The sequence below is a fragment of the Chryseobacterium aahli genome, assembly GCF_022699665.1.
Taxonomy (GTDB): Bacteria; Bacteroidota; Bacteroidia; order Flavobacteriales; family Weeksellaceae; genus Chryseobacterium; species Chryseobacterium aahli.
On record NZ_JALDNB010000003.1, the window covers coordinates 445,092 to 468,187 of the forward strand.

A 23,096-nucleotide genomic window follows, 5' to 3' on the forward strand; every position below is an offset into this window, starting at 1 on the left:
GTCAGTTTGCTAAATTTGTATAAACGTTTGATTATGGAAAATATTGATAGAATTGAAACTGTTAAGCAATACAATGATTCGGTGGGAGTTGAGACATTGCATCCGCTTGTAAGCGTTGTCAATTTTGATGAAATACCAACATATCAGTATTTTAAAAGATATATGGGTGTTTATTGTGTTTTTCTGAAATACATTAAATGCGGCGATATGCGCTACGGATGCCAGACCTATGATTATGAGGACGGTACGCTGGTTTTCATTTCACCCGGTCAGATTTATGGGATTGATGGGAGGAACGATATTATCAAACCTTGGGGCAAAGCGCTGGTTTTTCATCCTGATCTGCTTGCCGGAACGAGTCTCGGCAGACAAATCAAAGACTATTCTTTTTTCTCTTATGAAGTTAATGAAGCATTGCATTTATCTAAAAAAGAGCGACAGACCATCAACGATTGTTTTGCAAAAATTCTGACTGAAATTGACCAAAATATAGACAAGCACAGCAAAACACTCGTTGTTTCTAATATTGAGCTTCTATTGAACTATTGTATGCGGTATTATGACAGGCAGTTTATCACCAGAACGCACGTAAATAAAGATATTCTCATTCGTTTTGAAAATCTGCTGAGGGATTATTTTACTTCCGGCAAGTCAAAAACTTTAGGGCTTCCTACAGTGACCTATTGTGCTGAGCAATTATTCTTGTCGCCTAATTATTTCGGAGACCTTATAAAAAAAGAAACAGGAAGTACCGCTTTAGATTACATTCAATCAAAACTGATTGACGAAGCCAAAACAATATTATTTGACCACGAAAAATCTGTGAGTGATATTGCTGATGAATTAGGTTTTAAGTATCAACAGCATTTTACCCGATTATTTAAACAGAAGACAGGACTAACACCGCTTCAATACCGTATCAATGCATAATTAAAGTTACATATGAAGCCAACATCATTACAAGACTTTTACGAACAGACCCTTTCGGTTTCTCCTGACGGCATTGCTGCTTAGACGGGGCATTTTAATGTGTTTTGGGTAAAGGATTTAAACAAACTGAAGCCTGCCGATGCTGCAATGTTTTATAATCGTAAATCTTTCTTTAAAATTGCATTGCTTGTTGGCAGTACCAAAGTTAAATATGCAGATACAACAGTTGATGTAGAGGAAAGCGGACTTTTGTTTGCGGACCCCAGTGTTCTTTACCAATACATCGACCAAGACCTTGAGTATGAAGGCTATTTCTGTATTTTCAGTGCTAATTTTCTTTTTAATAAGAAAAGTGAAATATTACCTGATGCACTTCCTATTTTTAAACCCGAATATTATCCTGTTTTCAACATTTCATCAGAAGAGAAAAAAGAACTGAGCCTAATTTTTGAAAAAATGTGCACGGAAATAAATAGCGATTATCCTTATAGATATGACCTTATAAGAGCCTATGTTGCAGAGCTGATACATTATGGACAGAAATTATTACCAAATATAAGCAGGAGTGAATTGCGTAATGCTCCCCAAAGAATTACTGAAAGATTCTTCAGTCTTTTGGAACAGCAGTTTTCTATTAATTCTCCCGACGATAGGGTAGAGGTGCGAACGCCAAAAGAATATGCTGCGAAGCTTTGTGTGCATGTCAATTACCTTAAGAAAAACCTAAAAGAAATGACCGGAAAATCAACTAGTGAATTGTTAAGTGAAAGAACTGCCCGTGAAGGGAAAATCCTTCTAAAGCACAGTGACTGGAGTATTGCTCAAATTGCATTCTCTCTGGGTTTCGATGAGATTTCTCATTTCTCTAAATTCTTCAAAAAGCAGAGTGGTTTGACGCCGATTTCTTTCCGTCAGATATAAAATAGTTTGATTTGTATAAAAGTCTGTTTTGTATTGTATTTCCTTGCTGGTTAAACAATTGCGAACTTTGACAATAAATAAATTAAATAAAATTATATGCAACTTAGCAACAATAAAATTTTAATTACTTTATCATTGGATTGAGAAAGAACATAGCGACTTGAATGTCTTGGTAAATAATGTAGACATATAAAACTGGATGTCATCGGATGACCCAGAATTTTTCAACAAAGCCAAGAAAGAGATTACCATCAATATCAAAGCACCATTGCACCTGATTCTTCTGTTCAAAGAGCTTCAGTCATTGACAACAATTATCAATGTTACTTCAGGGCTTGCCTTTGTACCGATTGTCAAAGCTCCTGTGTATTGTGCTACCAAATCCCCCCCCCACTCTTTTACCCTTTCTCTTGGGCGTCTGCTTGAGAATAAAAAAGTGGAGGTCATCGAAATTATTCCTCCAGCATTGAATACTGACCTTGGAGGCAAGGGAATCCACGATACGTGGGATTCGGTCGATACTTTTATTGCTTCGGTTTTTGTTCAGTTAAAGGTAGGTAAGAAGAGTATCTCTCACGGTTTCAGTGTAGCAATGAGCAACGCAGGAAGAGAAACGATTGATGGTATTTTTAATCAGATGAATCCGAAAGAATAGTTTTTTTCGAATGATTAGATATTTGTATAACCGTTATTGAATTATAGTTGAATAGCGTTTTGCTATGAATAGGAAGTAAAAAGCGTCACTTGTCGTAAAGTGGTTTTTTGGGGCTTTTGGTGAATTTGACAGGACTATATTCAAACCATTTACTAGCAGATATAGATAACATTTTGAAGGTGTTTAATGATGTATGACTGAGAAAAAATCGTAGATATTAACCACTTAATTTCGCATTACATTAATCGTTAAAAAATGAATAAAAATCATCCGTGAAAATTATGTTATGATGTTTATTTTAAACTGAAATTATATGCTTAATATAAATTAGAATGAGATGGTATAAGCTTTTAAAAGTTACAAAAGAAATTGAATTTTAATGATTTGAACTTCTTGAAATTTAATGTTTTTCATATCTATCTCAAATTTAAAAACTATATTTTTAAATAATACTACTTTTAAGATTATAATATAAAAAAGGTGCAATATACTTGGATGTACCAAATTGTTTTTTTTACGTAAAGTATTAATTTTAAGACTTATAACAAATAAACTAAATTATAAAACGAATAATATTGTAGTTTTTGATTCGGTACATTCAAGTATATAATTGCTTTGATTTAAATTGAAAATAGGTGGTCAATATCGCTGGAATTTACATGTATGGTATAAAATCCATATTAGTGTTAGTTGTTATTCTTTTTCGTCCGTGTTCAACCAGACTACTTTTTGTTCCGAATTGTGATCTTTCCCTATAATGTCTCGGTATAATTCTGGTCTTCTGGCTTTTATATAACGATTTCCACCTGCATTAGCAAGTTTTTCGGAGGTAATGGTTGCCGTAACAAAGCTGTCGTCAAATGAACGACATTCTGCAAGAATATCTCCATATGGATCTATTATCATTGAGCATCCATTTTTCAATTGATTATCGTCCATTCCAATTGGATTTGAGAATACTGCATATATCCCATTGTCATACGCTCTTGCTGGCAACCATTTCATGAGCCAAGCCCTGCCTTTCATACCGTCAAATTCCAAACGTAATGAAGTTGGGTCAGCTTCACGGTTTTCCCATAACTTGGGGTCAACAAAGCCGGCTCCCGGTCGGGTTGATGGTGTACACATCGTCACATGAGGCATGAAAATGATATTTGCACCCAATAGCGTTGTCGCTCTTACATTTTCAATGATGTTATTGTCGTAGCAGATCAAAATACCACATTTCCACCCGTTGATTTCAAAAACAGTATAGCCTTGCCCAGGAGTCAAATATGCATTTATGAAAGGGTGTATTTTACGATGTTTCGCAATTAACCCATTTTTATCTACACAGATGTATGGCTTGTATAAATTCTCATTTTCATCCTTTTCAAACAGTCCGGCTAAAATTACGATGTTATATTTGGTGGCGATCTCTATTAGTTTTTGTGTGCTCTCACCACTGGGGACGAATTCGGCCAAATCAAGCATTTGTTCTTTGTTAAGATGCCTTGCAAAGGTGTAACCGGTAATAGAACATTCGTGAAAGGCAATTACATCAGAACCTTCTTCGGATGCTTTTTTAGCAAGTTTTTCAATTACTGATAAATTGTAGGCTTTGTCAGCATTTTTAGCCTCGAATTGGGCTGTTGAGATTTTTATTTTGTCCATTTTTTTTGTTTTAATATTTAGGACAAAAGTAGCTTGTGAGTTTTTCTATAAATTGTACAAATCCGACATCGGTATCTCATTAGATTTTATTTCCATAAAATTTATTGCTAATCTATTGGTATTTTTTAAATATTGAGTAGGAGTTATGCCCGTATATTTTTTAAATTCTTTGATTAAATGCGATTGGTCAGCATACCCAGCGTCGTAGCATAAATCGGTAATATTGCTTTGGCTTGACTTGTACTTGAGTAGGTTCAAAAAGAAATGCAACTTTACAATGTTTCCAAATTTTTTTGGATTTAAACCAATACATTCTTTAAAAATTCTTTCGATGTGCCTTTCCGAATAACCAGTATGTTTTACCAAATGATTTACAGTTATTGCCCCTTTGTTTTTCAGAATGTAATTTAATGTTGGATGAATAAGATTTTGGTTTGAAAGAAATTTTTTAGCAGCCTGTTCAATAAAAAAAGTGTTTAGGATTTGTATTTTTGTTTCTAAATGGGATGATTCAGCTAATTTTTCATAAAGCAAAGAATCCTTACTGCCAAATATACCTTCTGTCGCAATAATGCTTTCTCGTATTTCATTTGCAGATATTCCCAATAAATGATTGAAACCATAAGGTTGAAAAACTACAATAATTATTGATGTTTTTTCTGCCAAATATAAATCTCTAAACGTACTAATCTGTCCATACAAAAACGAATTCGGATAATTTAAAGTACTAGTGCCATGAGTGTTTGAAATAAGATTGCCTCTAAAAGTCAAAACAATACCAGTGTTACCATCAGAAAACAAGCGAAGTTTTTTTGATAGAGTTACTTCACTCTCTAAAAAAAGATAGTGTTTGATGTAAGGTGATAATTCTTTTGTTGGTGCTATCTGCATTGTAGTTTTAATATGAACTTGCAACTATTTTTTGAGACAAAATTTATAGACTCCTTCCTCTGCACTTTTTAGATTGAATAGACATTAAATTTTACTATTCTATTATTAGTAGATTTCTAAACTGTAATTTTTTTTGATCTCTTCTTAAAGATAAAAAGTAGGAATCGTGTCCTAAATAAGCTAACAACTTCATTTGTGTTGCTATATTTATTGTTTGTTTTGTAAGGTTTACGGATTAACTGGGATTTAGGCTATAGTTTCTATTTCAAAGGCAATTCCATTTCGTATTGTTTAATGAAAATATTCATCCCTATGTCAGTCATAAATTTTAGTGTTTCTTCAGAAGTATTGTCAACATTCGTAGCAGAAATATCTTTTCCATAATTTGTCGCAATGTGTGCTAAAAGTTGCCGACCAACGCCTTTTCTTCGGTAATTTTTGTCAACTGAAAGTTGATGTATCCTTTTTGTTTTTGGATTAAAAATCGTGTAACCTAATAATTTTTCCCCGTCATATATTCCTATAGGGATGTTAGCATTTTTCAGCTTTTCGACCGTTGTAATTGAATTTTGCCACGATGGTTTCAAATCCCAAAAGGAATGAAGTTTTTGCCAATCATATGCTTCCAGTTCACGAATTTCAAAATCATTATTGATGTTGATTATATTTAATGAACCTTTATAACAATTTAATTCCCTGACAATTTTGAAGCCTATGTTTTTGTAGGTTTTGATTGCCGGTTCATTTGTGGTAATCACTTCCAATAACAACTTGTCAATATCATTTTCGTGCAAAATTGGTAAAACATATTCATACAATTTCGCGGTTAATTTATTTCCTCTTTTGGCCGGAATTACACCTGTTCCTGCATTGTAAACAATTTTCAGGTTGTCGATAGTGTCATATCCATGAAGTATGAAAGCAATTAATTGTTCATCCTCGAACGCTCCTACAGAAAATTCAAGTTTAATACTGTCACTTTTTATTTTGTCTTCGAGTTGTTCTTTAGTTAAGCAAAAAGGAACAACATAGTCTGAAAATGATAAATTGAAAACTTCTAAAAGTTTTTCGGTCGTGATGTTCTCTAATGTTTTTAGGATAGTCATAAATTACATTAAAAATTAGCTGGATTAAGCAATTTACTTTTCGTATTCAGTTTGTTTGCTCACCTCAAACTTTTTTGAGGCTTCTCCCTTTAGAAGTTTATAGGCTACCTGTCTTACTTTTTTGGTTTCTACATTGTTTTCAAAAACTGGAAAACGTTGAACTAAATTACCTTCCATCAATGTAAATTTATCTTGCCCCTTATAACCAGTGTTAATTTTTTTGTTTTCTACAGTTGGTTGGAAATATACAGAGCTCATAGATTTTTTGTTGTTTACAGAATAAGCATATACATTTTCTTTATTACTGCTATCTTTGGTAAATACCACCAATTCTGGTGAACCATCAGCATCTAAATCATCTACTTCTGCATTTACAACTATTTGGGTGTTAATGTTTTGAGTTTCGCTAAACTCATTTGGAAGTCCGAAAGTAGAAATACTGAGTTGTGTTGCTCCATTTTTTTCGATAGACGAAACATTAAAGCCAACACCTTGTAAATTTAAAATTTTGCTGAACCTTGTTTTATCAATTTGAGTTTCGTCTAACGGCTCATTGATTTTGGTATAAGTATCTGCAATACTCGCTCCGCCTGAGCAATAAAAATTGAGGATACCGCTATCTTCTTTTTTCTCGGTTTCGATGGTAATGCCATTTTCGCTAAAACGAAATAGTACTTTCTTATCTTGAACAACCGATGTGTAGGTATTTTCATCAAATTTTTGGGCAATAACGTCGAAGGTGCAGGTAGGTTTCTTTTTGTCCGCTCGTGAACGAACTGCTATTTTTAATTGATTGTCGCTTTCTTTACTCACAATAACAGCAACCCAATCGTAGCCTTCCTTTCTTTGGTTGTAGGAGTTGTTCACATAATTTCCTTCAAAATTATCATTTTCAGCAACTTTTTGTTCTGTTTTATTTTCTTCTTTTTCTTGTTTTTTGGTTTCAGTATTACAGCTGTAAACCAATAGGGTCATCGTTGTAACGAATAGTATCTTTTTAAGATTTGTCATAATTTATTATACTTTGTTGTCTGCTGTAAAGGTACCATTAAATAACGGGTCGGCTATTCCAAATACGATGTTAGCTGACGTAATTTTTAAGATTTTTCCGATTTTTTCAGAGGGTTAATTCTAATATTTCTCCGGGTAAACCATCGAAATCCTTGAATTCTTTCGATACAAATCCGTTGTTGATTAAGATTTTTCTTGAAGGTAAATTTTTCGGGTCGATTATAGCAAATAGTCTGTTTATTTCTTCTTGGCTTTTCGCTATTTCTATTAATTGTTTTCCTACTTTACTGGCAATTCCTTTTCCCCAAAATTTCGGTAATATCATATATCCAATTTCGGCTTCTTGGTTGTCTTTTGCCTTAATTTCAATTTTAGCTAAACCGATAAATTCTTTGGTAGCACTGTCAAGTATTTTGAAGTTTCCAAGGTTCTCACTGAGTTTGTTGTTTAGGATTTGTTTATCAAAGTCGGCTTTTGCTTCGTCTGTTTCAAGTGCTCTTTCTGTAATCATTTCCATTACTTTCTCATCGTTAACTAATTGAAAGTAATGCGTAAAGTCGTTTTCGGTAAATTTTTCAAGTTTGATATTGATTTCCACTTTTTTTGTCTTTGAATTTTGTTTAGATACGTTGTTTAACATATTGCCAAACCGATGTTTTCGGTTGTTTTTTTGTCGTCTTTATTTGGATTGGGACAAAGCAATTCTGTTTCCTTCTGTGTCTTCAAATTCTGCAACAAGACCAATTCCATTGTCTGTTTTTGGATATAGAATTTGTCCACCATTTGAGGTAGCTAATTTCAGTGTTTCATCAATATTTTCTGTCTTGAAATAAATCACAATTCCGTCTTTTGTTGGCTTATAGATTTCTCCTTTTGCTAATGCACCTGAAATCCCTGAATTTTCGTCAAAAAAAGGAAACAAAGCCATTTCATTGTTGTCAATATTTTCTTTGTCGAAATCAAAGTGGAACACAGTCTGATAAAACTTAATTGCCCTGTCAATATCGCTAACTGGGATTTCAAAATATACAACAGGGTTTGATTTTTTTGTCATATCAGTTTGTTTATTTGTTGTTTTTGGGTTTTCGCTACAAGAAGTCAGTAGATGAATTAAAACTCCAAAAATTATTGTTGTCAATATGTTTTTAGTTTTGTTCATTTTGTCTAACTATCAATTTATTGGTCGTTTTTAAAATCTTCGCTTGCTTTTTGTCATAGAATATGTTAGCGATTTGGGAATTAATAGACTTTCTCAATGTCGATGTTTAAAGTTTCCCATTCTCTAATTGCTTATTATGTTTTGTTGTTGTTTTATTTCTTGTAAAACTTTACGTCAACAGGTACTATTGGAAAATTTTTAGGCAAATCATTTTTGTTCAATTCAACAAATCCGTTCTTTTCATAAAATTTTTGTGCACCTATAAACTGCGCTGTTGTTCCTAAAAAAATCTCTTTTATTCCTTTTTCATTTGCCCAAAAAATTAGTGTTTCCAGCAATTTCTGACCTATTCCAAAATCTTTACCTCTGTAATTTTTCGCAACAAACATTTTTCGTAAAGCACCTTGGTTGTTCCCAATGTCTAACAATGAAATTGTTCCAATCACACCATTTTCGTTTTTTGCAATCCAAAAATTTCCGTTGCCTATTTGATAATATGTTGGAATTTTTTGTAAGTCAGGTTGGTTTTCAACTGTCAAATCAACACCAAATTCTTGACGCTGAATATCAACAATGAGTTTTACAACTTCATTTTTATATTTATCCGTGTATTGTTCAATTATCATCTTATATTTATTTTGTCGTTGATTTGTGTCTCTTTTTTGCCAAACCGTTGAGTTTTGGTGTTGCAATTAGCTTGACTGCTAATAACGAAAGTAGTTAAGTTTTTTACCAAATAGTTTCAAATAAAAATGAATTTAGGTATAAACCATGGATAATCATTTATTTTTTTATGTAAATAAATCCTTTTTTACCTGATTGAAATTCGACCTCAATTCTTTTGTAATCATCCACTTCATATTTATCAGCGTTTAGTATTTCAGTTTCTGATATTTTGAAAAGCATACCTTCAACTTTATCATTTAAGTTTCCTGTAGGTTCAATTATTGGATGAAATTGTTGTCCGCTTTTTCGTAAAACTTCGGGGTCTGTAATTTCAACCATTTTTAAAATATACCCTAATAAAGTATCTTTTTCTCCATTGAGCAGTCTACCAAAAGTTTCCATTTGCACTTGCTCTTTCTGTAAGGTTCCGTAAGAAAATAAATTTTGCATTTTTAAATTAGTTTTATCAAGTATAGGCTTGTTATATAATTCATAATTTTTAAAGTCTGGCTCTTATTTTATTAGAATATTTTTTTATAAGCTTCCGGCGCAAAATTATAGATATTTAGTAATGAATACAAGCTCAAATATTATAGCTTATACTTAGTTTAGGAACCTATGTAAAGTCTAGTATTAGCGTTTCGGGCTTTTTGTCCAACGTTAATATTTTGTCTATTTATCTGCGCGTTTGTAATGAAGTTGGGTTAGTCCTTTTTCAAAGGATTTTACCGAAACAAGTTCTAATTTTTGTTCAGGTCTGCCGTCTTATCTATGTTTCGTAGATTTTATTTGGCGAATTTTTTTGTACCAGCTACACATAGGATTACACCTACAGTAACCGCAAACATACCAAGGCTTACCTTCTCGTGAAGTAAGTAGCTCGCTAATGTCAATCCAAAAAACGGTTGTAACAACTGTAATTGCCCTACAGTTGCAGTGCCGCCCTGCGCCAAACCTTTATACCAGAAAACGAAACCAATAAACATACTAAACAGAGATACATAAGCTAAGCTAATCCAAGCTCCTGTACTAATGCTTGCAAACGATGCAGGCATATAGATAAATGTAAGTGGTAGCATTATTGGCAATGAAAGCACCAAAGCCCAAGAAATAACCTGCCAACCGCCCAATGTTTTTGTCAGTTTAGCTCCCTCTGCATAGCCCAATCCGCAGAGAATGATGGCACCAAGCATTAGAACATCGCCAACAAGCGAAGCCGTAAGACCTTGTGCTACTGCATAACCTACAACAAAAAGACTACCTATAATAGAAAAAAACCAAAACACAGGTCGTGGATGCTCACCTCCACGAATGATACCAAACACTGCCGTTGCGATAGGTAATATTCCTACATAAACAATAGAATGAGCCGAAGAAATGTGTTTTAAGGCTAAGGCACTCAACAAAGGAAAACCAACTACTACACCGAGAGCCACAATAGCCAACGGAAAAATTTGTTTTCGCTTGGGAAGCTTTTCCTTAAAGACCAATAAAGCGATAAGGGCAAGTATTCCTGCAATGGAAGCTCTGGCAACCGTGAGGAATACAGGATTAAACTCTAAAACCGCTATTCTCGTAGCCGGCAAAGAACCGCTAAACAACAACACTCCGATAAAGCCATTCAACCAGCCTTGTGTTGTGTTTTCTTTTACTTTACTCAAATTCAATTCTGACATTGCATTGTATTTTGATGTAAAATTCGGTAATTGATATAAATAAGCACAGCCACAATTTTGTGTATTTTAACGGACACAGTTATATTTGTATAATGAAAAAAGATTTTTTATATAATGAGATAGCAAACAATATTGCAAACAAAATAAAAAACGGAATTTTGAAAACAGGAGAACGTTTGCCCTCTGTAAGAATTTTGAGCAAAGAGCACCGAATAAGCGTAAATACTGCAAAAAGGGTGTTTCTTGAATTAGAAGCTCAATCACTTATACAGTCCAAACCTCAATCGGGTTATTTTGTAAGCCGATTAGAACATTTGAAACTTCCGCTACCCGAAACAAGCCAACCCTTACCAGTTGCTAAAAACGTAGAACCAAATGAAATAATAAGTAGTGTTTATTCCACTATGGGTCGTAAAGATTTAATGCCTTTTTCCATTGGTGTTCCCTCTGGTAGTCTTTTGCCATTAGCAAAGCTGAAAAAAGAAATTGTGCTTGCTACAAGAGAACTGAAAGATGGCGGAACAGCATACGAACCTTTACAAGGTAATATTAAGCTACGAAGAATGGTAGCCGCTCGTTCACTTGCTTGGAACGGCAACCTCAAAGAAACTGACTTGATAACTACGAATGGCTGTATGAATGCTTTGGCTTTATGCCTTATGGCATTAACCAAACAAGGCGACACTATTGCATTGGAAAGTCCTTGTTATCCAGGTATTCTGCAACTTGCAGTTAGTTTAGGATTGAAAGTTTTGGAAGTCGCTACACATCCGGTGAGCGGAATAGATATTGAAGCGCTGAAAAAATTATTACCTAAAATCAATGTTTGCCTTTTAGTACCCAATTTTAATACGCCTTTGGGATATTGTATGCCTGATGAAAGCAAAAAAGAAATAGTAACTCTTTTGTCAAAGTACAATATTCCATTGATTGAAGATGATACTTACGGCGATATTCATTTTGGTACTGAACGGCCTAAATGCTGTAAGTCATTTGATACAGATGGTAATGTTTTATGGTGTGGGTCTGTGTCCAAAACTCTTTCGCCCGGCTATCGTGTAGGTTGGGTTGCTCCAGGTAAATTTAAAGAGCAAATTTTAAAATTGAAACTTGTGCACTCTTTGTCTGCAACATCTGTAGTTCACGAAGCTGTTGGAAATTTCCTGCTGACAGGAAAATATGAAAACCATCTTCGTCATTTTCGTAAAACATTACAGGAAAATTATGACCGCTATGCACTTGTTATAGCCGAACATTTCCCTAACGGTACCAAAATAAGCCGACCGCAGGGCGGGCTTGCTTTATGGGTAGAATTCCCTAAAGAAATTGATACCACCGAACTGTATGATTTGGCTATCAAACAAAAAATCAGCATCGCTCCTGGCAGAATGTTTACATTGCAAAATCAATTTCAAAACTGTATACGTCTTTGTATTGGCTTGCCCTGGACGGATGAATTAAAATTTAAGCTAAAACAATTGGGAAGGCTTGCGAAAAGTTTGCAATAAGTTTTGCATTTTTATTTTGCAACTATTCTCAATAATCTTCGCCCATCTTCTTCAAATGCACATTGCCCAATCTGATTTTGGAAGGGATGTTATCATTGTTTTTTATATTCCATATTGTACATATCAAATCCTTCTGCCCAATAGTCCTTTTTAATTTCAAATAACTCAAAACCTTGTTTCTCATAGAATTTGTATGCGACTTGTGAAGTCCTTACAGTAATTTTCTGTATTCCTTCAATAGAATTTAGTTTATCTATACGGTGCTTCAACAATTTTGTACCCAAAGATTTTCCTTGGTAATCAGGATGAAGGATGTCCCAACTAATTTTTCCTGTCGTGTTGTTGTCGGCGAAATTAATTCCACCACAGCCAACAATTTTTTGGTCATATAGTAAAACATAATAAAGTTCTCTTTCTGTTTCCAGATAATTTTTCAAGTCTTCTTCTTCGTCAACTGCGAAATATTCAGGTGTATTTAACCTTAATAAGTTAATGATTTCATTTTTGTCCTTCGTTTCGTATTCTCTTATCGTAATTATATCTTTCATTTTAATTGTTTTGTAAGCATTAGCATATGTTTTGCCTGAATACCATTTTCATAAATAGGTTCAGGATAATTGTCTGTAAAAAAATCTTTTCTTATTTCGGATATTTCAAACCCAAGTTTCTGATACAAATAAAGTTGTCCAACACTTGAATTTGCAGTCCCGATACAAATCCTCCTTTGTCCGTTAAATAATGCAACTTTAATAACATTATTTATCAAATAACTGCCGATTCCCTTTCTCTGAAATTTTGATTTTACAGCAATATTTTTTATTTCAACTGTACTACTTGTCAAAGGGAACAATACTAAAATACCAATCGTTTCGTCATTTTGTTTTGCAACAAATACCTCTGACCGTTTTAGATATTTATCAATCAATTTTTTTGAAGGGTCTGCAAGTAACAAAAGTTCATAAGGTATTTCGTCGTCCTTGTCAAGTTTGTCAAATATTATATTTTGGTTTTTAACTCTCATTTTTTCTTTGTATTCGTGTCATCCATTGTCCGACCGCTAACACACAAATGTCCGAAAGTTAATCAAAACACACAATATTCATCAATGACTTATGGCTTTTTTATATTTGTAGGTATTCAAAATACGAAGCACAAATTTAATAGCCATTTTTGCTTCGTCTGTTGAACAAATACAGCAATTTTTACTTGTGTCTTAATTCATTATACTTTGTTGTCAAGGTACCATTTATTAATACAGTTTCCGGGCTTTGCGATGGTGGAAATCGAATTACAAATCTTCAGTTTTTGTGCAAAAGTTCAATCGGAGAACTACCTGTTGAACTTTGCAGTTCCACTATTGCAAAAGCCTAAAGTTTTTTGGCGTTATTTTTTATCGTCTAAATACTTGCGGGCATTTGTGTTGTCTGGATTTAGTTCCAAAGATTTTCTATAATTAATAACTGCTTCTTTTCGGTTTCCTAAAGTTTCTAGGGTTTCACCATAGCTATCATATACATTCCAACTTTTAGGGAATAAAAGTGTATTTAACTTAAAAATCTGCAATGCTTCATTTTTTTTATCTTGTTCCAATAGTTGATACCCCCAAGTGTTCACTTCTTCTTCCGTTAAGGTATAATTTTGATTTGTTTGTCTTAACTTTTGATAATTATTATAAGGGTTTTGATAGTTGTTTTTTATAAGGTTTTGACGTAATAATTTTAAATTTTTGCTGAGGCCAAAGCCATTTTTTATTTTCATATCAGGGAAATAATATCCTGCAATTTCATCTACGAACCATTCTGGATTTGAACCTTGAAGATTCGTTAATACCACAATAGATAAATTATCTTTTGGGTATACAAATAAAGTAGAACGCATTCCGCCGACTGGTGCTACAGCACGGTGTTCGTCTCTTTCTACAGTTGGCCATCCTAAAGCATAACCATTTGTCAATTTATTGAACCCACCAATTTCACCGTTGTTTAATTTTGTTGTAGTAAACATTTGACTGATGCTTTCTTTGTTTTTTAATAGTTCCCCATTTTGTAAAGCAATAAGCCATTTACTTAAATCTTCGGAAGTAGAAATAATTCCAGTTGCAGTTCTAAAAAACAAAGGGAATGAAATATACGAATTGTATAATTTTCCGTCATTAATCCATTTACCGCCATCATTAAAAATCGTTGAATATGAATTTGAATTATTGGGAATAATATCATCAGAATCTCCAAATCGGGTAGAAGTCATTTGACAAGGTTTGAATTGATTTTCTTCTATGAATTGTGTGAAATGTTGACCACTTAGTGAATTAATAATTCTTCCTAAAATATAATAACCAGTTTGATTGTAACTAAATTTTTCACCAGGTTTAAATTCCATTGGCAATTTCTTAACCATTTCCCAATTTTTACTTTCCATGCCATCTCCCAAGGGTTGTTCCTTTCCATCTATATTGTTTGGAAGTCCAGAAACATTGCTTAATAATTGTTTGATTGTAATTGATTTCCAATTTTCCGGAATATCAGAAAGATAAGAAGAAATGGGATTATTAATATTTAGTTTTCCCTGCTCTTGCAATTGCATAATAGCAACTCCTACAAAAGCCTTCGTCATAGAATTAATAGAAAAAGTTGTTTTTGAATTTGTTGGTACTTGATGCTCAATATTTGCGAAACCGTAATTACTCAACTTATCTAATTTTCCATTTTTGATTATAGCCAATTGAAGTCCCGGTATTTTGAGTTGGGTCATCTTCTCTTTGATAAAAGTATCAATGCTATCAGCAGTATTTTGCGCCATTAGTTGTTGTGAAAATAATGCTATGATAAGTAGCAAGATTGAGTTAACAGTTTTGAATGTTTCTTTCATCTTATTTATTGATTTGTAAGTATAACAACTATGAACTTTATTATGTTACATAGTCGTGTGAAAGTACATCTAACACACAAATATCTGAAGGTTTTTCAAAACATTACTTATTGATAGTCCTCAATGCTTTTTTCGTGATGTACTTTGTTTCTTTCGTATCACTTTCTTTTTCCCAACGTTGGCAAAGTTCTTGAACAAATTCGGGTTGGGTTTTACTTGCATCGTTCAACCAATTACCAACGCTATCCTGAACGTATTTTGATTTATCGGAATTTAACGGTTCTAAAATTGACAAAGCCAATTCGGGATTTTGTTTTAACTCTTCGATGTGTTCACACCAAACGCCACGAGGTCGGGTTGCTTCGCTTGCAAAACGTCTTATGTTTTCGTCTTTATGATTTGTCCAGCCTGACAATATTTCGATACTTTTGGTAAGACTTTGAGCAATTTTCGCTCTTACAGCCAACCAACTGATTTCCCTTACGCCAAAATGTTTATCCGCTGAAAAGGGCTGGATTTGTTTAAGCATTTCAGTAATGTTCAGCTTTTCATTCTTACCAATGGTGTAAGTTGCCCAACAACGAACTAAATCGGCATTATGCTTTGATATAATTGCTAAAAATTCTTTGTCATTATTTTGTGTTGCCTGTTCAAATAGTCCTGTTCCGATAGCTTCGTTTATCGTATTGACGGTTTGTTTTTTCAATTGGTCAATTTTTGATAGAATAGGCTTTAAATAATTTGTTCTTTGATGTTCTACAAGTAAGTTTTCCAATAAAAGGCGTTGGTCAACAGCCAACCATTCTACGAGATTGGCTGTCTCAATTTCCCCACGATTAAGCTGTACTAAAATATTTGCCGGAATATCCTTTGTGCTTCTTGCTCCTTTTCTTTTTATTTCTGTCATAATTGCTCAATCAATTCTTTGATATTTATCCTCTTCATATAATTGGTATCAACAAATTTGTATGTAATGCTACCATTTGTATCTATTACGAAAACGGCAGGCACAGGCAATTCGTTATTATCATTTTCGTTGTATTCTGACAGCTCAATACCTAAACTACCATAAGTAGGAATAACATAATCCTGAAGTCCGAATGAAATACCAATCTGTTTAGCCAAAGCATTGTTTTTGTCCGTCAATAATTCAAAATCTAAAATGTGATTATCCTTTAATTCCTCACTATAATCAGCAGTTTGCGGTGAGATTGCCACAAGTGTTGCTTTTCTGTCGATAATCTGTTTCAGACTGTCTTGCAATGCTTTCAATTCAAGATTGCAATAAGGACACCAACTGCCACGAAAAAAAGCTACAATCACTTTTCCGTTTTGTAGAAGCTCTTGTAACTTTACGATTTCATTGTTTGTATTTGGAAGACTAAAATCAGGAAACGTATCGCCTGTGGCGATGCTGTTTTCTTCGATGTTCTTGGTTTTCAAATCCTGAATAGATTTTCCGAATACCTCCAAAACTTCTGTCGGAAGTTGTTTTGCTAAATTTTCATTTAGTTCTTCTATTTGATTTTCTAAATCCTTCATATTAAATTTTTTATTTTTGCAAATATGTGTGCTTAAATTGAGGGCTACAATACCGCATACAATTGTCTCTATGAGACAAAAAAGTCAATTTTATGAAAACAAAGGAACGAGCGATAGAAGAAAAAATTTGCCCGCTGGAAATAGCTGTTAATGCCATTAGCGGAAAATGGAAAATCCCGATTATATGGCGTATAAACGAAGGCGAAAAACGTCCGAGCGAAATGTTGCGAGGTATAGCCAAAGTCGACAGACGTGTTTTGAACCAACAATTGAACGAAATGGTTTCAGACGGAATTTTAACCAAACAATCATTTAACGAACTACCTCCAAGAGTAGAATATTCACTTACTCCGCTTGGCGAAAAATTAGTAGAGGTGCTTTGGCAATTGAACGATTGGGGGAAAGTGTTATTAAAGCATTCTAATGAGGAATAACAAATAGTCAAAATTTGTTATCAATTGTAGTTTTTATAATTGTTTTTTACTTTCCATTGCTGATGAAATAGTTCTGCTTCTTTTTTATAAACATCAAATAATTTCATTTAACTAACTTTAAGGAAAAGGCGAACCGATTAAGTCCGCCCTGTCCGTTATTTCCACCAATAGTAATAATTGTGATTGCCGTCGTACTCAAAACCGCAACGTGGATAGAGCTTGTTGCCTATGTCGTTTGTTTTTTCGGTTTCAAGCATCAAGCCGCAAGCACCTGTTTCATCGCACCATTGTTTTGCCTGGTCTATCAACGCTACCGAAAGCCCTTTTCCTCTGTAATCTGGGTGAACGAACAAATCGCTCAACAACCATTGTTTTGCCAATTTGATATAATGATACAATTTGTACAACTGAACAAATCCGACTGCTTTGTCGCCTGCATACACCACAAAAATATGCGATTGGTCATTGTTTAAGCGTTCCTCTATGAACTTTTTGCACTTTTCGTAATCGTCCGCTTGGCGATAAAAAACCCGATAAAGGTTAAATAATTCTGCTGCTGTGTCTAAATCTTTTAGCGCTACTTTTTTAATGTTGTACTCCATTGTTTTTGATTATTTTGAATGAGATAGCAAAATTATATTTTAACAGGACTATCTTTGTAGTCCAATTTAGATATAAAAGGTAGTCCAGAATGTTGCCATACGAACACATCATCGTTATAGATAAAGAAAGTAAAATTCCTGTTTACAGGCAGATTGCTGTATCCATCATCAATGCTATCAGAAACGGCACTTTGAAAGCCGGAACACACCTGCCGGGTAGCCGTGAATTAGCTAAAACGCTGGGTGTACACCGTAAGACGGTCATTGCGGGTTATGAGGAATTGGATGCACAGGATTGGATTGTGATTATTCCAAGAAAATACGTGGCTGTTTCGGAACACATTCCGTTACTCAAACCTCAAAAATGGAGCGAACCCAACAACGTACTGACAGCCTATGAACATGATTTGGATATACCTTTTAGAATGATAGAAGAGAAAGTATTTGACGAAAATACTGTTTCATATCCCGATATTATTATTGATGACGGACATCCTGATGTAAGATTATCGCCAATAGATGATTTATTGAAAACATACCGCTCGCTTACGTCAAAAAAGTACGCAATTAAAAACGCAAATATCGGAACTACGCAAGGAACGCTGAAACTTCGGGAGGAGCTGGTTAATTACCTGTCAATAACAAGGGGACTAAACATTTCGGCTGATAATATTTTGATTACTCACGGGGCACAAATGAGTATTTATTTGTCTGCCCAATTGCTTTTAGGGCGTTCGTCCAATATCATTGTGGGTAAACCTAATTATCCTGTCGCCAACAAAACTTTTGAAGAAACCGAAGCGACCATTATTGAGGTAAATTTAGATGACAAGGGCATTGATACAGATGCCATTGAAAAGATATGTAAACGGAGAAAGATTGACGTAGTGTATGTCATTCCGCATCATCATTACCCTACAACCGTAACGCTAAGCGTAGAAAGGCGGGTGAAATTACTGGAACTTTCCAAACAATTTTCGTTTGCCATTATCGAAGATGATTACGACTACGATTATCATTATACCTCTTCGCCTTACCTGCCTTTGGCAAGTGGCAATCACAACGGAAACGTGATTTATATTGGCTCTTTTTCCAAGTTATTAGACCCTGCTTTACGTATTGGTTTTATGGTAGCTCCGAAAAATTTTATTGAACAATGTACGGCTTTCAGAAAAATAATAGACGTGGGTGGCGATGGATATATGCAGAATGCTTTGGCTACCTTGATAAAAGAGGGCGAATTGAAAAGACATCTGAGAAAAGCCAAGAAAATCTACCACCAACGCAGAGATTTTTTGGATGCGTTGCTGAAAGAAAAATTAGGAAAGTACGTTTCTTATACGTTGCCAACAGGCGGAATGGCTGTTTGGATAACGCTTAATAAAGGGTTTTCTGTCGAGCAATTACAATCAAATAAAGCTTTGCAGATAGTCAGATTAGATAACGAACTAAATTCTTTTAGGTTTGGTTTTGCTTCGATGAATGAAATAGAATTACAATTGGCCGTAAATGCGATAGAAAAATTGTTAGCGAAAAGTTGATTTTTTGGTAAAATAGCAAATAATGTTTCTCGGCTTGGCGGTGGTGGGCAAATCGAGCTGAAACTTTCAACTAAAATACAAAATTGAACCGAAGCGCAAAACTTGAGTTATAGACTTTCTTCCTGCTATTCCCAAATCATTGTTAGCTGTAGCCAATTTTTTTACCAAATAGTTTCAAAATATTCGCATAAAATTTCCATTTCTTCGCTCGGATATTCATTGAATTCTTTCATTTCATTAGTGTAGTAATCCCAATGTGCTTTTTTCCAATAATCCAATGTTTTATCTCCTTCACCTTCAATGTGAGCGTATTCTGGTGTAATATCTTTAAATCTAACTATTTCTACTTTTATTGTCTTTATTATTGCTTTAGGTTCTCCATCCCAATTTGTAACAATAGCAATATCTCCAATTTTTGGAAATGGTTCATTATTTTTCTTAAACCACCATACAGATGGTGAGGTAGCTTGTTTAATTTTTTGAACGACTAAGTCGGCACATTCATCAGCCTCTCTTTTATTATCACAAAAGAAAAAAGATTGAGGTTGCTCAACATTAGTATATTCACTATTGTTTTTTTGAAATTCTTTCCAATATTCTGTCATAGAATTTATGGTTTCATAATTATTTTTGTTACTCGTAATGATTGTCTTGTTATTTTGATTGCAAGACATTAAGGTTATTAAAATAAAAGGAATTATTAATTTTGACACAGTTTTTTTTGGGTTACAGTTAACGTTTCGGGGCTTTGTGTTCAGGCGGGAAATCGAAGCGCAAAAGTTGATATTATTACTAAAGTTTAATTGAAATACTACCGTTGAATTTAGCACTCAGCCCGTCTGACGCAAAACCCTAGTTAGCAGATGTTTTTCTATTTAATTTCATTCCATTTATATTTTGTAAACAAATATCTGTGACTTGCTTCTTTTAGGTCTGTATCTTTTGGCGCTGGAATTCCTTGTTGCATTATTGAGTCATTTTCATTTGGAACAAAAACCGGCAGGTCATGTCTTTCTATCAAAACACCTGTCACTTTAGCACTTTTAGTTTCTTTTTCAGTATAAAATCCGTCGGGCCAACTATGCATTTCGTCCATCCAAATTCGTTGTCCGTTTTCTAATATCAATGCTGCTCCTAGCTTCATATTCACTGTTTTGCCAATAAAAGTTACATTCTTTCCAAGGAGTTGTTTTATTTCGTCATTCTTCGGATTATCAGTTTGATTCGTGGTTGAACAAGCAAAAATCCAAAATATTTGGAGAAGCAAAAATCCTCTTGTGATATATTTCATTGTACGTTTTTTTTAAAATATCTGCTAACACCCAAATATCCGAAAGTTTTTCAAAACACACAATATAGATCAACCTATCAACGACTTATGTTTTTTATATTTGCAGACATTCAAAGTACGAAACCTGAATTCAATTGCTATTTTTACTTCATCTGTGGAACTAATAGCAATTTTTCACTCTTGTTGTCGTAATTCATTATACTTTGTTTTAGAGTTATCTTTAATAAACAACATAGAAATTCAAAAGAAAACCCCGCGACAAAACGCAGGGTTGATTTTATCCGGATTACTCGGCTCAGATTTTACTATTAAATCTGTCGTAACTAATGACCTTGGCTGTTGATGTGTCATTTCTCCTTTGCAATAAAATTCCAAAAACTGATTTCTTTTCTGGTTTGAAAACCTAGTTTTTCATATAGTTTTATAGCTCCGATATTGGTGTTAGCGACGTGTAAATACGGGATTTTTTGTTCGTCGAAAATTTTGTCGCTTGCAAATTTTATCAACTGTTTTGCATAGCCTTTTCCTGTGAAATCGGGGTGTGTAACGATAGCACTTAGTTCGGTATATGCATCCATTTTCATTCGTTCGCCAGTTACCGCAACTAGCTTATCATCCTTATAGATGCCAAAATAATTGCCTAAATCTGATGTTTTGTTTTTAAAATAACCAGGTTGAACCAAATTCACAAGGTTAAATAAATCAGCCTTATGAATTGCTGTTTGAAGTTCAACGATGCGCTCCTTTATTTCCAGGTCAATTTGTTTATCAAGCACCATCTGGTTGCAAACCAATTCGTTGTTCAGTAGAACTTTATCGTTACTATTTGGTTTGTTGCCCACTACAAAAAAGTTGTTCGTCAGTGAAGCGTATGCTTCAATTCCGTCTGCGGTTTTGTCTGAATTTAGAAAGCCTCCGAAAGGACAGTAATCGGGATGATAAAACTTGATGCCATCAAACTCTACCGCAAAATCTTTATGGGTTTCGTTCAAAGAATGCCAGGTTGGATTGTCTAATTTATTGATTTTCATTTTTTTATTCTTCTATTTGATAGGTCGAAATCTGGAAAGAAAATAAGTTGTTACTAATCTTTGCTAATATTATTATTATTATTATATGTTTTGTCCCTTTTTCCATTTGCGAATTCTTCCTCTTGCATTGGTGTAAGGGGAAGCCGTATTGAATTGTATCATTCTTCCCAAAGTCCATTTTTCGTACCAGCTTACTTCGTAAAGTTCCTTATTCGATTTGTTTTCTATCAATTTTAAAATCTCTTCAACGGTTTTGTTCAATTTTTCAGTTAAAATATTGAAGTCATCATCTTTATAATCTGCATAGAATTTCTGGGCAAGTTTTCCAAGTTCGTTCCATTTGTAACCCATTTCAGGGAAATCAACAGCTTCTTTATTATCTTTCTTTTTGTTCCATTTCAAAACCAATTCTCCCCAACCGACAAGATAAGCCACCAAATTATTGATGCTCATTAATGTTCCTTTAGAATGCCCTTCCAATTCTTGAAAGCTGGTCATATCGTAAGGAATTGTAGATAATTCTTTATTTAATTTGGAAAAATTCTCAACAATCGTTTTTTGTAATTCTTCTTTATTGATTGGAACAGCCATTTTTATAATTCTATTGGATAAATTTGCGATTGCTCTATTCAACATCCAAAATTAAACTTTTTAATGATGATGTGCGTGCGACTTTTCTTCGTTTTCGCCTTTTTTCCCTTCGGCTACATCAACGGTGAAATCTGCGGTATGCACTTTTCCATCTATTTTAAACTGTGCCCACATTCTGTAAATTCCAGCCTTTTCGATTTGTGTCTGCGCAAAAACTGGAAAACGGCTGTCTGATACCGGATGAATATGCAGAAATTCTTTGCCAACTTTGCCAATCATTACGATATGGGCAGATGCACCTAAATATTGTTGCAAATCCTTTTCGATTAATTTCTTTCCGTCTTTTTCGATGGAAATTTCCAGGTGCTGTGTTTTGTTGGTTTTAAAGTCGCTTCCATTAAGAAGAGTTACGGTAAATCCATCAACTTTTGAAATATACTTAGTCGAAATATCATTATTAACCGGACTGCTTTTTCCTTGCACATCAATTTCCTGCTTGTTCAAAGTTTGTTCACCACCGCTCGGTTTAAAATCAGAAAACAGCAGATACTTTCCACCAGTCGGGAATGTTTCCGTAATCGCATATGCACCGTCTTTCTGCTCTTCCGGATGGATGTGGCGAAACCAGTTTAAATCTTCACTCACCACCATTAAATGTAATTTCATCTCGTGTGAAATATCCAGAGCCACCATTTTTTCGTTTTGCTTCACCGCTAGTGTCAATTGGGTTGGCTTTCCAGCTTCCACATTTCGTGGCGAAGTAGTTAACTGCACCTCATACGCAACTGTATTTTCAGCATTAACTGCTTTCAAATCCATTCCACATTTAGGGCATTTTTCTCCCTGTTTTCCGGTTACTTCCGGGTGCATAGGGCAAGCGTAAACGCTTTCTTTGTCTGTGTGCTTGTGAGTTGTCATATCTTTATTTTTTTTATTTTCTACATTGTTACAGGCCGATAAAGTAACTAAGCAAACCGTTACGCCCAACAATGTATTGATTACCTTTTTCATCTTTATAAA

Annotated in this window: 26 protein-coding genes; 6 read left to right on the forward strand and 20 right to left on the reverse strand. The window is 34.2% G+C overall.

Annotated elements, in window-relative coordinates:
• The first annotated feature begins 33 nt into the window (after window positions 1-33).
• From MQX03_RS08175 to MQX03_RS08185, 3 genes are all read left to right on the forward strand, one after another.
• Complete coding sequence (locus MQX03_RS08175; RefSeq protein WP_242802482.1) at window positions 34-930, forward strand: helix-turn-helix domain-containing protein; 897 nt, start codon at window positions 34-36, stop codon at window positions 928-930.
• A gap of 99 nt (window positions 931-1,029) precedes the next feature.
• Window positions 1,030-1,851: a helix-turn-helix domain-containing protein gene (locus MQX03_RS20525; protein ID WP_242802483.1), complete on the forward strand. Its 822-nt coding sequence runs from the start codon at window positions 1,030-1,032 to the stop codon at window positions 1,849-1,851.
• 199 nt (window positions 1,852-2,050) lie between these two features.
• Entirely contained in the window at window positions 2,051-2,506 is a 456-nt protein-coding gene (locus MQX03_RS08185; protein ID WP_242802484.1) for an SDR family NAD(P)-dependent oxidoreductase, read from the forward strand.
• A 693-nt stretch (window positions 2,507-3,199) separates the two neighbouring features.
• Here the strand turns inward: MQX03_RS08185 and MQX03_RS08190 are convergent.
• The 9 genes from MQX03_RS08190 to MQX03_RS08230 form a co-directional block, all read right to left on the reverse strand.
• Window positions 3,200-4,159, reverse strand: a complete 960-nt coding sequence (locus MQX03_RS08190; RefSeq protein WP_242802485.1) for a nitrilase family protein — start codon at window positions 4,157-4,159, stop codon at window positions 3,200-3,202.
• A gap of 45 nt (window positions 4,160-4,204) precedes the next feature.
• Window positions 4,205-5,050, reverse strand: coding sequence for an AraC family transcriptional regulator (locus tag MQX03_RS08195; RefSeq protein ID WP_242802486.1), 846 nt, complete (start codon window positions 5,048-5,050; stop codon window positions 4,205-4,207).
• 260 nt (window positions 5,051-5,310) lie between these two features.
• Window positions 5,311-6,156, reverse strand: a complete 846-nt coding sequence (locus MQX03_RS08200; protein WP_242802487.1) for a GNAT family N-acetyltransferase — start codon at window positions 6,154-6,156, stop codon at window positions 5,311-5,313.
• A gap of 33 nt (window positions 6,157-6,189) precedes the next feature.
• Complete coding sequence (locus tag MQX03_RS08205) at window positions 6,190-7,167, reverse strand: hypothetical protein (RefSeq protein ID WP_242802488.1); 978 nt, start codon at window positions 7,165-7,167, stop codon at window positions 6,190-6,192.
• Between the two features lie 106 nt (window positions 7,168-7,273).
• Entirely contained in the window at window positions 7,274-7,807 is a 534-nt protein-coding gene (locus MQX03_RS08210) for a GNAT family N-acetyltransferase (RefSeq protein ID WP_242802489.1), read from the reverse strand.
• Between the two features lie 39 nt (window positions 7,808-7,846).
• The gene (locus MQX03_RS08215; RefSeq protein WP_242802490.1) at window positions 7,847-8,221 is read right to left on the reverse strand and encodes a VOC family protein; all 375 of its coding nucleotides are present in this window, start codon (window positions 8,219-8,221) and stop codon (window positions 7,847-7,849) included.
• Window positions 8,222-8,478: 257 nt separating this feature from the next.
• Window positions 8,479-8,952 carry a GNAT family N-acetyltransferase gene (locus MQX03_RS08220; RefSeq protein ID WP_242802491.1) on the reverse strand — a complete coding sequence of 158 codons (474 nt, stop codon included), beginning with the start codon at window positions 8,950-8,952 and terminating at the stop codon, window positions 8,479-8,481.
• 157 nt (window positions 8,953-9,109) lie between these two features.
• Complete coding sequence (locus tag MQX03_RS08225) at window positions 9,110-9,442, reverse strand: gamma-glutamylcyclotransferase family protein (protein WP_242802492.1); 333 nt, start codon at window positions 9,440-9,442, stop codon at window positions 9,110-9,112.
• 335 nt (window positions 9,443-9,777) lie between these two features.
• Entirely contained in the window at window positions 9,778-10,668 is an 891-nt protein-coding gene (locus MQX03_RS08230) for a DMT family transporter (protein WP_242802493.1), read from the reverse strand.
• Between the two features lie 92 nt (window positions 10,669-10,760).
• On the opposite strand from MQX03_RS08230, the gene MQX03_RS08235 reads away from it, so the two are divergent.
• Window positions 10,761-12,176 carry an aminotransferase-like domain-containing protein gene (locus MQX03_RS08235; RefSeq protein ID WP_242802494.1) on the forward strand — a complete coding sequence of 472 codons (1,416 nt, stop codon included), beginning with the start codon at window positions 10,761-10,763 and terminating at the stop codon, window positions 12,174-12,176.
• A gap of 92 nt (window positions 12,177-12,268) precedes the next feature.
• On the opposite strand, the gene MQX03_RS08240 is transcribed toward MQX03_RS08235, so the two are convergent.
• The 5 genes from MQX03_RS08240 to MQX03_RS08260 all read right to left on the reverse strand — a co-directional run bounded on the left by MQX03_RS08240 (window position 12,269) and on the right by MQX03_RS08260 (window position 16,586).
• Entirely contained in the window at window positions 12,269-12,724 is a 456-nt protein-coding gene (locus MQX03_RS08240) for a GNAT family N-acetyltransferase (protein WP_242802495.1), read from the reverse strand.
• The gene (locus MQX03_RS08245) at window positions 12,721-13,197 is read right to left on the reverse strand and encodes a GNAT family N-acetyltransferase (RefSeq protein WP_242802496.1); all 477 of its coding nucleotides are present in this window, start codon (window positions 13,195-13,197) and stop codon (window positions 12,721-12,723) included. The genes MQX03_RS08240 and MQX03_RS08245 overlap by 4 nt, the downstream gene beginning before the upstream one ends.
• A 362-nt stretch (window positions 13,198-13,559) precedes the next feature.
• Window positions 13,560-15,044: a serine hydrolase domain-containing protein gene (locus tag MQX03_RS08250; protein WP_242802497.1), complete on the reverse strand. Its 1,485-nt coding sequence runs from the start codon at window positions 15,042-15,044 to the stop codon at window positions 13,560-13,562.
• Between the two features lie 103 nt (window positions 15,045-15,147).
• A complete protein-coding gene (locus tag MQX03_RS08255) occupies window positions 15,148-15,951 on the reverse strand; it encodes a DNA alkylation repair protein (RefSeq protein ID WP_242802498.1) in 804 nt (267 codons plus the stop codon).
• Entirely contained in the window at window positions 15,948-16,586 is a 639-nt protein-coding gene (locus MQX03_RS08260; protein ID WP_242802499.1) for a peroxiredoxin-like family protein, read from the reverse strand. The genes MQX03_RS08255 and MQX03_RS08260 overlap by 4 nt, the downstream gene beginning before the upstream one ends.
• A 92-nt stretch (window positions 16,587-16,678) precedes the next feature.
• On the opposite strand from MQX03_RS08260, the gene MQX03_RS08265 reads away from it, so the two are divergent.
• Complete coding sequence (locus tag MQX03_RS08265) at window positions 16,679-17,020, forward strand: winged helix-turn-helix transcriptional regulator (protein WP_242802500.1); 342 nt, start codon at window positions 16,679-16,681, stop codon at window positions 17,018-17,020.
• Between the two features lie 155 nt (window positions 17,021-17,175).
• Here MQX03_RS08265 and MQX03_RS08270 read toward each other — a convergent pair whose 3' ends face one another.
• Window positions 17,176-17,622, reverse strand: a complete 447-nt coding sequence (locus MQX03_RS08270; protein ID WP_242802501.1) for a GNAT family N-acetyltransferase — start codon at window positions 17,620-17,622, stop codon at window positions 17,176-17,178.
• 89 nt (window positions 17,623-17,711) lie between these two features.
• Here MQX03_RS08270 and pdxR point away from each other — a divergent pair, with 89 nt between their 5' ends.
• Complete coding sequence (gene pdxR, locus MQX03_RS08275) at window positions 17,712-19,163, forward strand: MocR-like pyridoxine biosynthesis transcription factor PdxR (RefSeq protein ID WP_242802502.1); 1,452 nt, start codon at window positions 17,712-17,714, stop codon at window positions 19,161-19,163.
• 161 nt (window positions 19,164-19,324) lie between these two features.
• On the opposite strand, the gene MQX03_RS08280 is transcribed toward pdxR, so the two are convergent.
• From MQX03_RS08280 to MQX03_RS08300, 5 genes are all read right to left on the reverse strand, one after another.
• A complete protein-coding gene (locus tag MQX03_RS08280; RefSeq protein WP_242802503.1) occupies window positions 19,325-19,768 on the reverse strand; it encodes an ASCH domain-containing protein in 444 nt (147 codons plus the stop codon).
• 266 nt (window positions 19,769-20,034) lie between these two features.
• Window positions 20,035-20,454: a hypothetical protein gene (locus MQX03_RS08285; RefSeq protein ID WP_242802504.1), complete on the reverse strand. Its 420-nt coding sequence runs from the start codon at window positions 20,452-20,454 to the stop codon at window positions 20,035-20,037.
• Between the two features lie 347 nt (window positions 20,455-20,801).
• On the reverse strand, window positions 20,802-21,485 hold the full coding sequence (locus MQX03_RS08290) for a GNAT family N-acetyltransferase (protein WP_242802505.1): 684 nt from the start codon (window positions 21,483-21,485) through the stop codon (window positions 20,802-20,804).
• 81 nt (window positions 21,486-21,566) lie between these two features.
• Window positions 21,567-22,076, reverse strand: coding sequence for a ClbS/DfsB family four-helix bundle protein (locus MQX03_RS08295; RefSeq protein WP_242802506.1), 510 nt, complete (start codon window positions 22,074-22,076; stop codon window positions 21,567-21,569).
• A gap of 60 nt (window positions 22,077-22,136) precedes the next feature.
• Window positions 22,137-23,087, reverse strand: coding sequence for a heavy metal-binding domain-containing protein (locus tag MQX03_RS08300; protein WP_242802507.1), 951 nt, complete (start codon window positions 23,085-23,087; stop codon window positions 22,137-22,139).
• Window positions 23,088-23,096: the final 9 nt, after the last annotated feature.

What these genes read in the sequence shown, in the direction of transcription:
- MQX03_RS08175 (WP_242802482.1), top strand. Translation starts at nt 34, where the DNA reads ATGGAAAATATTGATAGAATTGAAACTGTTAAGCAATACAATGATTCG.
- MQX03_RS08185 (WP_242802484.1), top strand. Translation starts at nt 2,051, where the DNA reads ATGTCATCGGATGACCCAGAATTTTTCAACAAAGCCAAGAAAGAGATT.
- MQX03_RS08190 (WP_242802485.1), bottom strand. Translation starts at nt 4,159, where the DNA reads ATGGACAAAATAAAAATCTCAACAGCCCAATTCGAGGCTAAAAATGCT.
- MQX03_RS08195 (WP_242802486.1), bottom strand. Translation starts at nt 5,050, where the DNA reads ATGCAGATAGCACCAACAAAAGAATTATCACCTTACATCAAACACTAT.
- MQX03_RS08200 (WP_242802487.1), bottom strand. Translation starts at nt 6,156, where the DNA reads ATGACTATCCTAAAAACATTAGAGAACATCACGACCGAAAAACTTTTA.
- MQX03_RS08205 (WP_242802488.1), bottom strand. Translation starts at nt 7,167, where the DNA reads ATGACAAATCTTAAAAAGATACTATTCGTTACAACGATGACCCTATTG.
- MQX03_RS08210 (WP_242802489.1), bottom strand. Translation starts at nt 7,807, where the DNA reads ATGTTAAACAACGTATCTAAACAAAATTCAAAGACAAAAAAAGTGGAA.
- MQX03_RS08215 (WP_242802490.1), bottom strand. Translation starts at nt 8,221, where the DNA reads ATGACAAAAAAATCAAACCCTGTTGTATATTTTGAAATCCCAGTTAGC.
- MQX03_RS08220 (WP_242802491.1), bottom strand. Translation starts at nt 8,952, where the DNA reads ATGATAATTGAACAATACACGGATAAATATAAAAATGAAGTTGTAAAA.
- MQX03_RS08225 (WP_242802492.1), bottom strand. Translation starts at nt 9,442, where the DNA reads ATGCAAAATTTATTTTCTTACGGAACCTTACAGAAAGAGCAAGTGCAA.
- MQX03_RS08230 (WP_242802493.1), bottom strand. Translation starts at nt 10,668, where the DNA reads ATGTCAGAATTGAATTTGAGTAAAGTAAAAGAAAACACAACACAAGGC.
- MQX03_RS08235 (WP_242802494.1), top strand. Translation starts at nt 10,761, where the DNA reads ATGAAAAAAGATTTTTTATATAATGAGATAGCAAACAATATTGCAAAC.
- MQX03_RS08240 (WP_242802495.1), bottom strand. Translation starts at nt 12,724, where the DNA reads ATGAAAGATATAATTACGATAAGAGAATACGAAACGAAGGACAAAAAT.
- MQX03_RS08245 (WP_242802496.1), bottom strand. Translation starts at nt 13,197, where the DNA reads ATGAGAGTTAAAAACCAAAATATAATATTTGACAAACTTGACAAGGAC.
- MQX03_RS08250 (WP_242802497.1), bottom strand. Translation starts at nt 15,044, where the DNA reads ATGAAAGAAACATTCAAAACTGTTAACTCAATCTTGCTACTTATCATA.
- MQX03_RS08255 (WP_242802498.1), bottom strand. Translation starts at nt 15,951, where the DNA reads ATGACAGAAATAAAAAGAAAAGGAGCAAGAAGCACAAAGGATATTCCG.
- MQX03_RS08260 (WP_242802499.1), bottom strand. Translation starts at nt 16,586, where the DNA reads ATGAAGGATTTAGAAAATCAAATAGAAGAACTAAATGAAAATTTAGCA.
- MQX03_RS08265 (WP_242802500.1), top strand. Translation starts at nt 16,679, where the DNA reads ATGAAAACAAAGGAACGAGCGATAGAAGAAAAAATTTGCCCGCTGGAA.
- MQX03_RS08270 (WP_242802501.1), bottom strand. Translation starts at nt 17,622, where the DNA reads ATGGAGTACAACATTAAAAAAGTAGCGCTAAAAGATTTAGACACAGCA.
- pdxR (WP_242802502.1), top strand. Translation starts at nt 17,712, where the DNA reads ATGTTGCCATACGAACACATCATCGTTATAGATAAAGAAAGTAAAATT.
- MQX03_RS08280 (WP_242802503.1), bottom strand. Translation starts at nt 19,768, where the DNA reads ATGACAGAATATTGGAAAGAATTTCAAAAAAACAATAGTGAATATACT.
- MQX03_RS08285 (WP_242802504.1), bottom strand. Translation starts at nt 20,454, where the DNA reads ATGAAATATATCACAAGAGGATTTTTGCTTCTCCAAATATTTTGGATT.
- MQX03_RS08290 (WP_242802505.1), bottom strand. Translation starts at nt 21,485, where the DNA reads ATGAAAATCAATAAATTAGACAATCCAACCTGGCATTCTTTGAACGAA.
- MQX03_RS08295 (WP_242802506.1), bottom strand. Translation starts at nt 22,076, where the DNA reads ATGGCTGTTCCAATCAATAAAGAAGAATTACAAAAAACGATTGTTGAG.
- MQX03_RS08300 (WP_242802507.1), bottom strand. Translation starts at nt 23,087, where the DNA reads ATGAAAAAGGTAATCAATACATTGTTGGGCGTAACGGTTTGCTTAGTT.